Source organism: Candidatus Neomarinimicrobiota bacterium (assembly GCA_018651745.1).
Classification (GTDB): Bacteria; Fidelibacterota; Marinisomatia; order Marinisomatales; family TCS55; genus JAAZYX01.
The window spans coordinates 22,206-39,501 of sequence record JABIDL010000037.1; the positions used below are offsets into that span (position 1 = coordinate 22,206).

The 17,296-nt window shown below is 38.5% G+C and carries 10 protein-coding genes; 6 read left to right on the forward strand and 4 right to left on the reverse strand.

What is annotated here, in order from left to right; genetic code table 11:
- Nucleotides 1–49: 49 nt before the first annotated feature.
- Entirely contained in the window at nt 50–1,348 is a 1,299-nt protein-coding gene (mtaB, locus tag HOD97_07010) for a tRNA (N(6)-L-threonylcarbamoyladenosine(37)-C(2))-methylthiotransferase MtaB (GenBank protein ID MBT4281345.1), read from the forward strand.
- 223 nt (nt 1,349–1,571) lie between these two features.
- Complete coding sequence (locus tag HOD97_07015) at nt 1,572–3,443, forward strand: ABC-F family ATP-binding cassette domain-containing protein (GenBank protein MBT4281346.1); 1,872 nt, start codon at nt 1,572–1,574, stop codon at nt 3,441–3,443.
- A gap of 12 nt (nt 3,444–3,455) precedes the next feature.
- Here HOD97_07015 and gcvP read toward each other — a convergent pair whose 3' ends face one another.
- Nucleotides 3,456–6,260: an aminomethyl-transferring glycine dehydrogenase gene (gene gcvP, locus HOD97_07020; protein MBT4281347.1), complete on the reverse strand. Its 2,805-nt coding sequence runs from the start codon at nt 6,258–6,260 to the stop codon at nt 3,456–3,458.
- Nucleotides 6,261–6,268: 8 nt separating this feature from the next.
- On the reverse strand, nt 6,269–6,541 hold the full coding sequence (locus HOD97_07025) for a cupin domain-containing protein (GenBank protein MBT4281348.1): 273 nt from the start codon (nt 6,539–6,541) through the stop codon (nt 6,269–6,271).
- A 130-nt stretch (nt 6,542–6,671) separates the two neighbouring features.
- Between HOD97_07025 and lysA the strand changes: the two genes are divergently transcribed.
- Genes lysA through HOD97_07045 form a run of 4 tightly spaced genes read left to right on the forward strand, consistent with a single transcriptional unit; the run spans nt 6,672 to nt 12,864 of the window.
- Entirely contained in the window at nt 6,672–7,922 is a 1,251-nt protein-coding gene (gene lysA, locus HOD97_07030; protein MBT4281349.1) for a diaminopimelate decarboxylase, read from the forward strand.
- On the forward strand, nt 7,912–10,353 hold the full coding sequence (locus HOD97_07035) for a T9SS type A sorting domain-containing protein (protein MBT4281350.1): 2,442 nt from the start codon (nt 7,912–7,914) through the stop codon (nt 10,351–10,353). The genes lysA and HOD97_07035 overlap by 11 nt, the downstream gene beginning before the upstream one ends.
- Nucleotides 10,350–11,645, forward strand: a complete 1,296-nt coding sequence (locus tag HOD97_07040; GenBank protein MBT4281351.1) for a DUF1343 domain-containing protein — start codon at nt 10,350–10,352, stop codon at nt 11,643–11,645. The genes HOD97_07035 and HOD97_07040 overlap by 4 nt, the downstream gene beginning before the upstream one ends.
- Complete coding sequence (locus HOD97_07045; GenBank protein ID MBT4281352.1) at nt 11,638–12,864, forward strand: T9SS type A sorting domain-containing protein; 1,227 nt, start codon at nt 11,638–11,640, stop codon at nt 12,862–12,864. Before HOD97_07040 ends, HOD97_07045 begins: the two co-directional genes overlap by 8 nt.
- Nucleotides 12,865–12,868: 4 nt before the next feature.
- On the opposite strand, the gene HOD97_07050 is transcribed toward HOD97_07045, so the two are convergent.
- Nucleotides 12,869–13,921 (reverse strand): PorV/PorQ family protein, encoded by a 1,053-nt coding sequence (locus HOD97_07050; protein ID MBT4281353.1) that lies wholly within the window; start codon nt 13,919–13,921, stop codon nt 12,869–12,871.
- Complete coding sequence (locus HOD97_07055) at nt 13,918–17,295, reverse strand: hypothetical protein (protein ID MBT4281354.1); 3,378 nt, start codon at nt 17,293–17,295, stop codon at nt 13,918–13,920. The genes HOD97_07050 and HOD97_07055 overlap by 4 nt, the downstream gene beginning before the upstream one ends.
- Nucleotide 17,296: the final 1 nt, after the last annotated feature.

Below are 17,296 nucleotides of genomic sequence, written 5' to 3' on the forward strand. Positions count from 1 at the left end.
TTAAAATCCTCATTCCACCTTTACATATGAAGAGTTTAACACATATAAAATGAGCACTTTAGGTAAAAGCGTAGCATTCCACACGTTGGGGTGTAAACTGAATTATTCTGAAATGTCCACCATTTCCCGAGATTTTATTCAGCACGGATTTGAAAAAGTTAACTACCATGACAAAGCTGACATTTATGTTTTGAACACGTGTTCTGTAACAGATAATGCTGACAAAGAGGCACGGAAACTTATTCGTCAGGCTAAAAGGCGGAATCCGGATTGTGCTATTGCTGTTATCGGATGCTATGCACAATTAAATCCAGATGAAATTGCTGAAATAGACGGAGTGGATTTAGTTTTGGGTTCCGAAGAAAAGTTTAATCTTTTGAACCATTTAGATACGATCGATTTAAAGGGAGGAACAACGGTGATTCAATCCCAAATTGATCATGTAAAAACATTTACGCCTTCGTTTTCGCTTGGCGAAAGGACACGCTCTTTTCTGAAGGTGCAGGATGGATGTGACTACACATGTTCCTTTTGTACTATTCCGCTTGCTCGGGGAAAAAGTCGAAGCGACACGGTTGCTAAAACTATGAAGGCGGCCGCTGAAGTGGCTGCAACCCCTGCACGCGAGATTGTTTTAACAGGAGTAAATATTGGTGATTACGGAAATGGGACAATAGAAACATTTTTTGATCTTATTCAGAGATTAGATCAATTAGATGGAATAGATAGAATCCGAATTTCATCCATAGAACCAAACCTGTTAACGAATGAGATCATAGAATTTTGTGGTGTATCTGAAAAATTTATGCCCCATTTTCATGTTCCATTGCAGTCTGGATCCGACAAAATATTAAGCGCTATGCGACGAAGATATAAACGTGATTTGTACAAAGATCGAGTTTCTAAAATTAAATCATTTATGCCAGATTGTTGTATAGGTGTGGATGTTATTGTTGGATTTCCTGGCGAAAAAGATGAAGATTTTCTTGATACATATCATTTTATCCACGATTTAGATATTTCCTATCTGCATGTTTTTTCCTATTCAGAAAGACCGAATACAGATGCTGTTAAAATGGGAGAAGTAGTAACGAAAGAGAAACGAACAGAACGAAGCAAAATGTTACATATTTTGTCTGATAAAAAAAGACGTTTTTTCCATAATCAATTTATTGGCAAGAATCGTCAGGTTCTTTTTGAGACGATGAAAAATGGAAAAATTCAAGGTCACACGGATAATTATATTCAAGTACAAGTTGATGGTAAACTTGAACTTATCAATACGATCCATTCTGTAAATCTTACCTTAAATCATGGGGTTGTCGTCAATGGAGAAATTTCCGATTAGTCGGTTTGCTTTTTAGTCAATTACATACCTTTACTAAATTGATGAAATTAATATTTATTAAACCCCCATTGTCCCCTTGTATAGCCCGGTGACATAGCTTACCCATGAGAATAATTGGTAAAGTCTATATACTTTCCGATGTCATATGGAAAGAACAAAGGGGTTTTAATATTTTTGCTCATCAAATTCTCTTTGCGCCTTTGTGGCTTCGAGTTAAAATCAAATGATCCGCCTTGAAAACCTCGCCAAATCCTTTCCGGATGGTGACCTATTCAATAATGTAAATGTAACTATTAAACGTGGAATGCGTATCGGGCTTGTGGGACCAAACGGTTCAGGGAAAACCACTTTGCTTCGAATAATGTTGGGTAAAGATTCACCAGATTTGGGGAATGTACAAGTTGATAAATCAACAACAATTGGATATCTTGCCCAAGATATTATTGCTGGGACAGGGCGATCCATTTTGGAAGAAGTACTGATTGCTTACCCTGAAGTACGTGAATTGGAAGGGACAATTCTAGCCTTAACCGAAGCTATTTCCAAAGATCATGACAATATAGGTTTGGTGAATAAATTGGGGGATGCTCAATATCGTTTTGAAGCTTTGGGGGGTTGGAATCTTGAAGATAAGGCAAAAAAAATATTGAGTGGGCTTGGGTTTTCTGATGAAAAATTTACAGAACCCATGGACGTCTTTAGTGGTGGCTGGCGAATGCGTGTTGCCTTGGCATCTATCCTCCTGCAGGAACCAGATATTTTATTTTTAGACGAACCCACCAACCACTTGGACTTAGAAGCCACCATTTGGTTGGAAAACTTTTTAGCAGATTGGAAAGGCGGTATGGTTATGATCAGCCATGACCGGTCATTCTTGGATCGGTCCATAAATAATATCCTAGAAATTGATCTTAAAAAAATTACAATGTTTCATGGTAATTATACAAAATATACCGAAGAAAAGGCGCTACGCATTGAACAGCATAGGAATGCCTTTCAGAATCAGCAAAAGCAGATTAAAGATACGGAACGGTTTATTGAAAGATTTCGTTCAAAAAATACAAAGGCGACCCAAGTTCAGAGCCGGGTAAAAATGCTGGATAAATTAGAAAAAATTGAAGCACCAACTGAACATAATTATGCTATGAATTTGAGATTACCTCAGCCGAGTCGATCGCCATTGAATGTTGCATCCTGCCGGAGTGTAACCAAGCATTATGGGGATATTGAAGTGTTTAATAATCTTGATATGGAGGTGGAACGTGGACAAAAAATTGGCTTAGTTGGACATAATGGTGCAGGAAAATCAACTCTATTGAAAATGTTTGCAGGTGTGGAATCAGTTACGTCCGGCGCAGTCCGTATTGGCCCAAGTGTAGAGAGCGCCTACTATGCTCAACATCAACTGGAAACTTTAGATCTTAATGAGACAGTATTTGAATCGATTCAAAAGGTGAGCACCGGTTGGAGTGAAAATGAAATGAGAACCTATTTAGGCAGTTTTATGTTTTCTGGAGATGAGATAAATAAATATATAAAGGTGCTTTCTGGAGGAGAAAAAGCTCGCGTAGCTTTAGCTCGAATGTTAGTAAAACCATCTCACTTACTATTATTGGATGAGCCCACAAATCATTTGGATATGATAACACGGAATGTGGTGGAAAGAGCGCTTATTCAATTTTCTGGATCCATTGTTTGCATCTCCCATGATCGTCATTTTTTGAATAATGTTACCAATCTTACTTGCGAAGTAGGAAATGGCGGTATCCGATTGTTTAAAGGTAATTATGATTATTACGATTGGAAAAAACAGGAAATAAAAGAAACTAAATCTGATATACCAAAAGTAAAGACCCAATCAAAAGGGAAACCCAATTATAAAAAGCGCAAGAAAGTACGAAATCGGTTATCTTGGATTGATAAACGGTTTTATACTATTGAAAATGAATTAGAAATTCAGCGATCCATTATCCAAGACCCAGAAAATGGACGCGACTTTGAATTGCTTCAAAAGACTTTGGAAAAAATGACAGATTTGGAAAGTGAATATTTAGGATTGATGAGCGAGAAAGAAATATTAATGAATAAAAGTTGACAATAATAAACATTAATCTTCATACGCATCAATCGGCGGGCAGGTACACACCAGATTTCTGTCACCATATGCATTGTCAATTCTACCAACTGAAGGCCAAAATTTGAATTCTTTTTGCCAAGGCGCCGGGTACGCCGCCTTCTCTCTGGAATAAGGGTGATCCCATTCATCGGAGCTAATGTGACGGGCAGTATGAGGAGCATTTTTTAATACATTATTGTTTACATCACAGTTACCAGAAGCTATTTCGTTAATTTCATTTCGTATCAAAATCATAGCTACACAGAAGCGGTCTAATTCATCTTTAGATTCACTTTCAGTAGGTTCTATCATCAGCGTTCCCGGTACGGGGAAGGACATGGTTGGCGCGTGAAATCCATAATCCATTAATCTTTTTGCAACATCTTCATCTGTTATACCGACATCATTTTTTATCTGTCTCAAATCAATGATAAATTCATGACCACAAAATCCGGTTTTCCCACGATATAATATTGGGAAATGTTTCTCTAATCGCTTTGCCATGTAATTCGCATTCAAGATCGCAATTTCCGATGACTGTTTTAATCCATTATCTCCAAGCAAAGAAATATAAGCCCAGGAAATCGGCAAAATTCCTGCGCTGCCCCAAGGAGCTGCTGAAACGGAATGATACGTTTTATTCTTTGTAAGATATGGTAAAAATTCCCCCAATTGTTTTGTAGCGCAAATTGGACCGATTCCCGGACCCCCACCACCATGTGGAATTGCGAAGGTCTTATGCAGATTTACATGACAAACATCTGCGCCCAAATCTGATAATTTGCAAAGTCCAACCATTGCATTAAGATTTGCTCCATCCAAATACACTTTGCCGCCGCAATCATGAACAATTCTACAAATGTTCTGTATTTCTTCTTCAAACACCCCGTGGGTGGAAGGGTAGGTAACCATGAGAGCCGCTAGATTTTTAGAATGTTGCGATGCTTTTTCTTTGAGGTCATTTATGGATATATTTCCGTGTTTATCACACACAACTACAATCACCTTCATTCCAGCTAAAGTGGCGCTGGCCGGATTTGTCCCATGTGCTGAAGAAGGAATCAGACAAATGTTTCGGTGACCTTCATTCTTTGATTTATGATAATTCCGAATGGTCATGAGTCCTGCAAATTCGCCCTGAGCCCCGGAATTTGGTTGCAAAGAAACAGCGGGAAGTCCGGTTATATTTGCCAAAAAATATTTTAAATCTTTAAATAATATTTCATATCCTTTTGTTTGTCCTTTTGGAACAAAGGGGTGTAGTTCTGAAAATTCCGGCCAAGTGATGGGGACCATTTCGGTAGTAGCGTTTAGTTTCATGGTACAAGATCCGAGAGGAATCATACTTACATTTAAGGAAAGATCCTTTGTTTCCAATCTATGAATATACCGAAGAATCTCTGTTTCTGAATGGTAGCTGTTGAATACCGGATGAGAAAGAAAAGAAGATTTTCTGACTAATCGAACCGGGATCTTTGATTCACCGTTTCCGGTCTGAATGGTAAACCCAAGTATTTTTCCAATATCGCCCAAGGTTTTTTCAGTTGACGTTTCATCTAAAGAAATTCCGATATATCCATCACCATAATCTCTGAAATTATATTTACTTTCATATGCTTTTTGTAAAATGTCATTGCTAGCTTTCAATTTAATCGTATCAAAAAAGTGTTGATGAACAAGTGAAACTCCAGAATTTTGAATAGAAAATGCAAGATCACATGTGAGCGAGTGAATTTTATGAGCGATCTTTTTTAATCCATTTGGTCCATGATAAACAGCATACATACTCGAAATAACAGCCAACAATACTTGAGCTGTGCATATATTAGAAGTAGCCTTTTCTCTTCGGATATGTTGTTCCCGAGTTTGAAGTGCCATTCGAAATGCTGGGTTTCCGTGGATATCAACAGACACTCCAATGATTCTTCCCGGAAGGTTTCTTTTGAATTTTTCGGTAGTTGCTATAAATGCTGCATGTGGTCCACCAAATCCCATTGGCACTCCAAATCGCTGTGAATTTCCGATACAAATATCCGCCCCGAATTCACCGGGAGGCTTCAAGAGTGCGAGAGAAAGCAAATCGGTAGCTACAGCAATAAAAACTCCTACATCTTGTGCAGATTTGCATAATTCGGAATAATCAGAAATCAGACCGTCTGTGTTCGGGTATTGGACGAGACAGCCGAAGATATTTTCATTGAATAAAAATGAATTTGCATCTTCAATTTGAAGTTTAATTCCCAGAGGTTCTGCCCTGGTTTGTAGAACATCTAGTGTTTGTGGGTGGCATTTTTTTTCAACTAAAAATATATTTTTATTCTTACTGCTTCGGAAAAGCATAATCATGGCTTCAGCTGCAGCCGTGGCTTCATCAAGCAATGATGCATTGGCAATCGGCAAACCTGTTAAATCTGAAACCATGGTTTGAAAATTTAATAACGCTTCTAATCGGCCTTGGGATATTTCTGCCTGATAAGGCGTGTAAGCAGTATACCAACCGGGGTTTTCAAGTATATTTCTCTGAATAACTGGAGGTAATATCGTACCATAATATCCCATCCCAATAAATGACTTAAACACATTATTATTTGATGCAATTCGTTTAAGTTTTTCTATTAATTCTACTTCTCTCAATCCTTCTCCGATTCCCAATGGTTTTGTATCCAAAATAGAAGTTGGAATAGTTTGACCAATAAGATCTTCTATGGATTCAATTCCGAGCAAATCTAGCATAGCCTTTTGTTCCTCCGAAGAGGGGCCAATATGTTTAAGCAAAAATTCTTCGTTTGATTTCATTATTAGTATTAGGTAAAAGAAAAATGTTTTGCGACGGGTTTAATTATTTTCCATGTGCATTTTAATCCTGATGGAAAAATGACAAAATCGCCGGGCTTAATATGTACAGTCTCTTGATCAGTTTGTACTTTAATATCACCCTCTAAAATAAGACATGATTCTTCCACAGAATATTCCCATGGAAATTCAGATATTTCGCAAGACCAGATTGGCCATTGAAACACTCCGATTTCCGTGAGCTCTTCTTTTGATGGTTGTGAAATTAAAATGTGGTCTGTCATGGTACTTAACTGTTTGAAATTGTAAGTGTAAATCTAAGGGAAAATCCTCAAAAATTCCTATTGGATAGCATGGATAAAAATCAGATAGATGTTTTGAAAATTAAGAGATTAAAGTCAAATTAGATTGATTATGAAGCACCCACTTATTCACTTAGTCAAAGACAAAGAACGATTATCTTCTTTGGCAAAGCAATTTGGAACCCCTCTATATTTATATTCTGGGAAACAATTGCAGGAAAACATATTGAGATTTAAAACCGCTCTCGATTTATTTTTTCCGAACAACCATCTTTGTTACGCAATCAAAGCCAATAACAATCCTCATTTGGTGAAATATATGAAAAATGTCTTGGATACCTTAGGTGGAGATTGTTCAAGCCCTGGTGAATTATATGTAGCCGAAAAATCTGGGATAAATCTGGAAGATTCTATTTATACTGGGAATTATGAATCCTCGGACGATTTGAAAACGGCATTGGAAAGTGGAGTTTGTATAAACCTAGATGATACTACATCATTTGGTAGGTTAAAAATCATCGGATTACCGTCACGATTGTCTTTTAGAATAAATCCGGGATTCGGGAAAGGATCATTTTCCCAAGTTACAACTGGAGGACGAGAAGCGAAATTTGGGATACCTAGGGATAATATAGTTGAAGCTTATACATTAGCGTTGAATGAAGGTGTGTCTAGGTTTGGTTTGCATTGCATGACAGGATCTGGTGTGCTTGAAGAGGATTATTTCGTAGAAATGATGAAATCCTTGTTGATAGATGCCAAGCGAATTGAGGCGGAATTAAACCGACCGTTAGAATTTATATGTATAGGCGGTGGCTTTGGAATCCCATACAAAGAAAATGAATCTGAGTTAGATATCGAACGTCTTATGAAAAGACTTAGTGTTGAGTTTTTTCACACATATCCAGATAAAGATAAAGCTCCATCGCTTTGGTGCGAACCCGGTAAATTTCTCGTCGGAGATGCCGGTATATTGTTGGCCAGAGTAACCGGACTTAAGGACGGATATAGGAAATTTATTGGATTGGATGCGGGGATGGAAACTCTGATGCGACCAGGGTTGTATGGCGCGTATCATAAAATTTACAAAGTTGGTGATGTTGATGCAGAACACAATCAAGTTGTGGACATTACCGGGAGAATTTGTGAAAATACAGACAGGCTGGCGGTGGATCGTCCTTTTCCATATGTTGAAGAAGGCGACTTAGTTTGCGTGATGGATGTTGGTGCCTATGGATATGCGATGTCGCACCAGTTTAATACACGACCTCGTCCGGCAGAAATATTAATAAGTGATACCGAAAACAAATTGATTAGAAAGAGAGAATCCATTGAGGACATTTTCCGAAATTGTGATTTTTAAACGTTTTTTACTCATCCTGTTTATTGGGTATGGGTTCAGTCAATCCTTTCAAAGTACTCACCAAACCCAGTTGGAATATTACAATCAACATTATGCCCAAGAAGAGTATCAAGCAAACTCATCTACAGTAATTCTTGGCAAAAGTGGAAGGCAACGAACGCCGACAAAAGAAATTTTTGGGTATCACCCCTATTGGATGGGAACCGCTTGGCAGAATTATAATTACAACCTTTTGACTACCATCGCCTATTTTGGTGCAGAAGCAACCGCAACTGGCGATTTGAGCGACCTACATAGTTGGCCCGTAAGTGGATTGATTAACATGGCCCACGCCAACGGAGTGGATGTTGTATTGGTAGTAACTCTATTCAATAGTTCATCCCTCACTACACTTCTTTCAAGCAACACCAATCGTCAAAATTTGATAAATAATTTAATCACTCAGGTACAAGCCGGGAATGCAGATGGTGTCAATATCGATTTTGAATCTATGCCCTCATCACAAAAACAAAATATGGTCACTTTTATTACTGATCTTACTGCGGCGTTTCATAGTTCAATTCCGGGTTCACAGGTGACATTGGCGATGCCCGCTGTAGATTGGAGCGATGGCTGGGATTATCTCGCGTTAGCTCAAAATAGTGACGGACTTTTCATTATGGGATATGATTATCATTACAGCGGAAGCTCAACCACTGGCGCAAACGCGCCTTTAACTGGTGGCAGTTACAATGTTACAAATACAATTAACACGTATTTGAATGAAACTGGAGGATTGGCGGAAAAAATAATTTTGGGCTGTCCATATTTTGGTTTTGAATGGCCGGCGACCAGTGGATCCCCCGGAGCCAGCACCACAGGCACAGGATCTGCTAAATTCTATTCCGCTCAGGAACCGCTGGCACAATCTTACGGAAAGCTTTTGGATACCGGATCCCAAACTCCGTGGTATCGCTACCAAAACCCGGATTGGTATCAAGGATGGTATGATGACAGCTTATCCTTATCTAAAAAGTACGATTTTGCGCTCCAGAACAATTTAAAAGGTGTAGGCATGTGGGCATTGGGATATGATGGAACAAATCCTGAATTATGGGAATCGCTTGCAGATAAGTTTGGTGCCGAATCTGCACCAACCGTCCCAACTGAATTGGCGATGACAAATATCGGCAATGGGTCTGTGATGATTGAATTTGGCGGAGCTATCGGATCGGACAGTGTGACCATATTGAGAGGTTATTCAAATGCGTCGAATGTGGATACATTGGGTAGTTATAGTCAGCGACCAATTGTTTTAACTGATTTGACAATTGATGAGCCTTACTATCTTCGCATCTACGGAATCAACTCTTTTGGATCAAGTCCAACAACAGAAATGTTGGGAATCGTTCCAACTGCAGAAAATGTAAATGTTTTGGTGGTTAACGGATTTGATCGATTAAACGGAACCAACAATTCACATGATTTTATCCGTCAGCACGGCTCCGCAATTCATTCTTCGGGATATGCGTTTGAAAGCGCCAGCAATGAAGCTGTGATAGGTGGAAATATCAGTCTAAATGATTATGAAATTATCGACTGGATTTTGGGTGAAGAAGGTACCGCAACAAGCACTTTTACTTCAACGGAGCAAACGTTTGTAGCAGATTTCCTCAATAATGGAGGAAGATTATTTGTATCCGGTTCTGAGGTTGGGTATGACTTATCCGCTCAAGGGAGTTCAGATGACGTCCAATTCTACAATCAATATCTAAAAGCCCAATATATCAGCGATGCTGCCGGCGGTGGACAAGGAGTCTATAGTGGATACGGAGTGAATGGATCAATTTTAGATGGAATAAATTCCATAACTTTTGATGATGGAACCCAAGGAACATACGATGTGGATTGGCCGGATGGAATAAAACCATTGACCGGGGCGGCGGTTTGTGCTAAATACAGTGGGGTGGACTATTCTTCTCGAGGAGGAATGGGCGTTTCCTATGACGGCACATTTAGCATTTCAGGGAGCCACGGCGCTATAGTTTATCTATCAGTCGGATTTGAGGCCATTTATCCGGAAAACTCACGCAACCAAATCATGAGCGAAATCCTTAATTATTTTGAGCAAATTCCTACAGCTTCAACCACTACAGAAAATAATATTCCCCGCGCATTTGGAATTGAATCAGTTTTCCCAAACCCATCTAACTCTACCATAAACATATTACTTTTCTTCCCGCAGAGTCATACCAATTACACTCTATCTATCATTGATTTAGTTGGACGAACTATTCTTACAGAAAATATTTTATCCACATCTTCAGGAAAGATTAATTGGACTTGGGGTGGTGAGACTAAAACAGGCGAACCTGCATCTTCTGGCGTATATCTTGCAGTTCTTTCAAATGGAAAAAAACAGAGTGTTTACAAATTCAGCTTATTAAAATGAATAAAACCATTCATTCATTGTTATTACTTGGATTCATTTCTTATTTATCGAGTCAGGACATTTCTATCCATCAGCAACAGTCCGAAGAGTTTAAAAATAAAAATGTACCACCTGCCGATTTTGTAAAGATACAAACCGGATTTGATATATTATTAGCCGAAAAAAGTGATGTGTTAAAAAACAAAAAGATAGCTCTAGTCACCAATCACACCGGAGTTGATGATAAAGGGATTCCAAATTATAAACGACTAATGGAAATAGATGGTGTAGAATTAAAAGTAATATTTTCACCTGAACATGGATTGTTTGGAGAAGCTGCAGCAGGTGAAAAAGTCAATTATGACGGTAAAATAATCCATTTGCCTAAAGTGATTAGTTTGTATGGAAAAAACAGGAAGCCAGACCCTGCATTATTGGATGAACTGGATTGGGTGATTTATGATATCCAAGATGTTGGTGCTCGATTTTATACTTACATATCTACATTGGGGTTGGTCATGGAATCTGCTGCCAAAGCCGGAGTTCCGGTCATGGTGTTAGATCGTCCAAACCCAATCAGAGGAGATAAAGTAGAAGGTCCGGTGCTTAATGTAGAGTTTAAATCGTTTGTAGGTTTCTATCCCATCCCTGTTCGATACGGTTTAACAGTCGGAGAATTGGCTAAAATGATTGCCGGAGAAAACTGGATTAATTCAATTCCGGAATTGACTGTCGTTTGGATGAAAGGCTGGAAAAGAAGTCTTTGGTACGATGAAATTACCACAAAATGGAACGCACCATCTCCCAATATTCCGAATTTGGAAACAGCGACAGTGTATTCTGGCACATGCTTAATTGAAGCCACAAATGTGAGTGAAGGACGTGGTACAGATAATCCTTTCCTCTGGATTGGCGCGCCATGGATTAATTCATTAAAATTATCACAGGCATTAAATAAGCAATCTCTTCCGGGCGTTATTTTTAAGCCAATCACATTTCTTCCAAAGGATATTCCCGGAGCTGCCATAAATCCTAAATATAATGGTCAAGAATGTAAAGGGGTGGAAATATTCGTAATTGATAGAAACAGTTTTCTACCAATTTTGATGGGTGTTTCTCTTTTAAGTACAATAAAAGAACTATATCCGAACAAGGTGGAGTTAAAAGAAGCATCCTTGAAACGATTATGGGGAAAGTCTGATCTAAATAAACTCAGAAAGATTTCTATTGATCCTAAAAAATTACTTGAATCATACGAAGATGAAATAAATAAATTTAAATCGGCATCATCACAATATTTGTTCTATGAATAGTTCGTTTAAACAAATTCTAGGATTTTCTTTTTTATCATCAGTATTATGCTGTCAAAATATCCAAGGGGACCAATATAAGTGCGGTTATCAGGATATGCGTAGCAATAAACAATTCAAACAAACATTAAATTGGGGATATGGTTATGACAGCCTGCTTTTTGATTTAGCAACTTGGGGAACAAGCCCGTATGTGACCATCGATTCATTAGGCGCAACCGTACAAAATAGGGCCATTTGGGAGTTGACCATTGCAAACAACTCGGAGTCAAACTCAAATCGTCGAGTTTACATTCATGCCCGTACTCATCCAGGAGAAGAAGAATCTTTCTGGGTTACTAACGAAATTATCAATATCCTTTTATCAGAAACTCCTTTTGCCACATTTATTAGGTCAAATTGCACTTTTCACATTGTTCCTATGTATAATCCAGATGGTGTTGAATTAGAATATGCGCGTGAAAATGCAAACGGCATTGATATCGAAAGTGGATGGGATGATAATCCATTGGAACCTGAAGTGCTTGTGTTAAAAAATAGGTTTATTGAACTAATGGCAATGGACAATCCTGTGGAAGTAGCATTAAATATGCATTCTGCCTATTCATGTAAACGCTATTTTGTTTATCATGATGCAGCCGGGACTTCTGACAGCTATACTAATTTAGAGCAGCAGTTTATTGGTGGTATCCAATCTTACTTCGTAGGTGGAATTGAAAATTGGGATTATTTTGTTAGTTGGACATCCGGCACGCCTGATCAATATCCGGAGAGTTGGTGGTGGATGAATCAAGGTGAAAACGTAATGGCGCTAACTTATGAGGACATGAATTGTGTAGAAGCCGGCTCTTATGATTCAACAGCCTATGCCATTGTCCGTGGTATTATTGATTATCTTGGTTTGAGTTATACGTGGATTGAAGATGAAAATAATATACTACAGACTGAATTTTCATTGAGCCAAAATTTCCCCAACCCCTTTAATCCGAGAACAAACATTCGTTATAGTGTTTCGTTAAATGACCATGTAAAAATAACTGTTTTCGATTTAATGGGTCACGAGGTTAAGACATTGCTTGATTCAAAAGTAAGTATAGGAAGTGGTTTGGTACAGTGGGATGGCAGAAATTTTAGAGGAGAAATTGTACCTTCTGGAGTATATATTTATTCCGTTAAAGCCGGTGAATTCAACCAATCCCGGAAAATGATAATACTTAAATAATATATTAAAACTTATAGCCGACGGATATTCGTTGGATCATTCCCAAAGGACCATAATCAGCAGTAGAGTATTCCAATTTGATAATATTTGATGTACGAAATAAGTGGTAATCTAGTCCAGCGCCAATAGTTAAACCTTCTATGGAGTCTTTTTTCCCCAAGGATGGATATCCTGCGCGCAAGTAAATAGCTTTATAGAATATTAACTCTCCACCTAGGTTGAGATATTCATAATTATCATTAGGATGAATTGCGTCTATGGCAAACATAGCACTGATAGTTTTTGTGTTGAGTAAATAGCCACCAATCCCGACTCGAAAAAATAATGGTAATGGAAATGCATCGGTTTGGTATTCAGCATTAACAAATTCGACATTCCCCTGATTCACCGGGTCCGGGTCTACGCTAATATTCATGTCTCGCCCCATAAGTGATAAATCATTCCCAAAATTTGATATGCTGGCACCTAACATTAAATCCCAAATGGGTGTTTTGTATTGAACGCCAATATCCGTTGCTATGGATTGACCAGTAGAATGCCAAATTCGTTGCCTGATGTTCTTAATACTTGCACCAAGAGCCAATCGATCAGTGAGGTTTCTTGCAATGGTAAACACTATCGCCATATCTTGGGCATTGAACTTATCTCCGGTCCCTTTTGGTTTATCAACTGTTCTCACTAGATCATATGGAGTGGAAAGCATCGCCAAGGAAAGTGAAAACACTCCTACGCTAGGCCAGGAAAATCCAACTGCGCCATATTGAAAATCAGTTCCTGCTAACCATTCGTTATTTTCAAAATAAACTTGTATCCCCTGCAAATGAGCTAACCCTGCGGGATTCCAGTAACTGCTTGAAAGATCCGAGCAAAGGGCTACTATTGCACTTCCCATAGCGGAACCACGCCCTCCTATACCAATTTTTAAAAATTGGGCGGCAGTAGTTCCCTTTTTAGAGATATCTTGGTCATTTGCTACTTGTCCAAATATTGTTGAACTTATAAGCAACAGATAAAATATTTTCAAAATAAATGGTGATGTTTTTGTGTGTTGTTTCATTTGATTAGCGCAAATCTGCCTACTACTTCATTACCGGATTCACTTTCTACGTGAAAAATATACACTCCGAATGCAACAGGGAAATTGTCAGAAGTAGTTAAGTCCCAATATTCGATTCCATCTTCAATGCTGCTTTCATGTTTTAGGGTGCGTACCAAGTCCCCAGAAATAGTATAAATTTTAATAGTACAATTAGATGGAAGATTTGCGAAATAAATTCGTCTCGGGCCTCTGTCCTGTGGATTTTGAAGATCAAGCTGTTCAATCTTATTAGAGACCACATAAGGGTTTGGGACAACATAAATGTTATCCATATTATCTTTTTCCACCTGAGTATCACCTGAGGAAGCGGTGGTTGAAAATGTGAATATATCATCCGTAAAAGACCGATTGGTGTATATAGTAAAGATATCACCTTCTTTTGGTGGTATGGTATCCAAGACCGCAGTTGGTTCATAAAATGTCATTTCCCATGAAGCTGAAGAAAGCGTTGAATCTTGAAGGAAAATTATTCGTTCACCAGGATTCCATAGGCTATCTGAAGCGCCAGATTCAACTATCATAAATTCTAATTGTTTTTCTGTATTTTTTCGAGTGGTTTCCCAAAGTTCAAAGTTCGTTTTTACATATTCAAATCCTGGACGAGAGTTTGAGCTGACGGCAGAGTTAAACCAACGTATTTCATAATCAGCTGGATAAAAATTTGTTGAAAGGTTATTAAACGGTTTTACCAACCAAGTCCAATTTGTGTTGCTTGATTCATTCCAATTAATTTGATCATTATCAAGTTCCAGCTGATTATCTTGAACTGTAAGTGTCATACCGTCAAAAATTGGATTTCCTTCTTCCGAGGCCATTTTTATGCTATTGCGAATAGGGAAATATCGGTACATGACAATAATAGTTTCTCCTTCTGTCATAGATCCTGATCCAAGCGCATAAATTTGTCCATCATCAGGTAACAGATTAAAATCAACATCTTCAGAATAAGCAACTCCATTCAAGGAAGTAACTGAAACAAAGGAAGTATCTAAATTTTTATGAGAAAGTTTAGTGTATTGCCCTAACCGGACTACAACACTGTCAGAAACGTCTTTTTGATCTAAAACGCTATATTCAACTTGGCTACCATTATCGGTGAAAATAATCTGATAACTATTATCACTTTCAATTGCAGTATTATCTATTATATCTACAATGACATCTCCAGTCCCTTTACCATTAATTTGCTCAACCCCCGACTCATTGATACTGGAAGGAACATAGCCTGCTGTTGGTGCTTTCGGAACGATCGAAACCGTATTTATATCTAACATAATTTCATTTGTTTCGGGATTAACAGTAATATTTTTTGAGCATTCTGCTGGAGCAACAATCATGGTAGCATCGCCGTGGTCATAGGAAACAACTGCATAATAATAGTTTTGTCCATTCACCACATTATTTGAATCGACAAATACATGGCGCAGGCCAGTATTATTACCAAGGTTGTAGCTTATTCCTCTTCCTGTATACGGAATTGAGCTGAGCCCATAATAATCATTATTGAGATCAAATCGAGCAGAGGCGCCATCCGGTGTTTTAAGCGGTTCAAATAAAAACCTAGATCCATTTGCATCCGTTATTGTTTGTTGATCAAGGAACTGTGGATCTGTGCTTCTGTAAATTACATAGCCTTCAAAATCGTAGGTTTCGGTAATTGGATCAAAAGAAGATTCAGCACCATCATCCCAGTAAAGTGTAACTTTTTCGTCTCCGGGAACGGTTGTCACAATTGGTTTTTTCGGCGGTTTGGCAAACTGGTAGTTTTTTTCATAGATATCTTGGGCTGTTACAGCATTAAGCGTTAAATCATCATAATCTTGTCCAACCAATAGAGCAATACTAAATCTTCTTGCATCTCCAGCCGGTAAATTTATTGGGCCACTGCTATAAATAAATATAAAATCACCTGCCTGGACAGAATTGGCTGAATCAAAAACGCCCGGGGTAAGATAGTTTTCAAAAATAAACTGATCATTTGATATACGATTTTGACTGGTGAAGGGGGGAGATGAAAATCCGGTCAAACCAAGCATGTCAGATTCGTCCAAATCTGTCCAATCGATATTGGGTTCTCCCGGTTTTCGTAAATCAAATGGATCGCCAGGAGAGGGAACGCCATCATTTTCACCTTCATCACCGGTGTTTGGAACCCCATCTATTCCAACATCATGTTTTTCTGAGTCCCAATCGCCATCGTCATCAATCCCATTATCCTGCGATTCGTCAATCATACCATCATTGTCGTTATCTATACCATCGTATGGTTGACCTGGGCTTTCTAAAAATTTGTACCCAAAATACCCTGGAGTTTTTCCGCTTACATCACTTAATCCATCCTCGTCCCAGCAATAGACCATATTTAAATCTCGATCAAAGTAAGAAAGGTCATCTTGCCAATTGGATGGTCCGCCCACATGGGGATCGCCCCACATGCCAAAAGTGACATTTTCGAGGTCTTTTGAACTCTTATTTGTTACTTTGAAGATTAAGAAAATAATATCTTCTGCAAGCGGATTGGCCCACTGATAATATCGGGATTCAATTTCTATTCCGAGTCCGCGTCTGGATGAATCTGATAGGAAAGGATAGTACTCAAATTCTTTATTATTGCGGTCATCCACTACGAAAAATGACTCCAAATCAGAATTAGATGACCCTTGTCTAAGAGCACCTGGCCAAACGTAGTCCTTGAGGTTTTCATTGTACCATCCAAAAGGCCAACTATCGGGTTTTCCATCTCCATCTCTGTCTAAATCATTGCTGGTGGGGATATTTTCACTGAGCGGATCTGCATATGGAATGGTTAAATCATCATTCCATCCTAAGGGCTCCCATCCATAAAATTCCGTTCCATCCGGCGAAACTTCACCGCCTAAAGATGTCAACCCATCGCTGATAACTCTGGCATACCAAGTCGTATCTCCCGCATTATCGATTTTGAAGTATGCATCTTGGTGACTCCCCGGAGAAACTTCAACCTCGGCGCAAATGAAAGGACCAAATTCATAGCCGTAACCCAAGCCTTCCCATACAATGTCTGTTACACGATTCCCGGGACTCGATATTGACCCATAGTTCCATATTTCTGTTGTTATTTTATTACCATTTAGGATAGCTTTTTGCCTTCTTAAAATTTGATCGCCCTGGTGTTCTGCAAACTGTTTTTTGTAGATACCTTCTCGCCAATCATAATACCGATTATAGTCGCGTTGAGTCCATTTTTTTTCTGGGCCGTTTCGGTACCATTCCAAATCTTTTTTGAAAAACCATTGTGCTTGTATTGAAGACGTTGTAAAAAAAATAGCTAGAATAAAAAATGTACGTTTCATC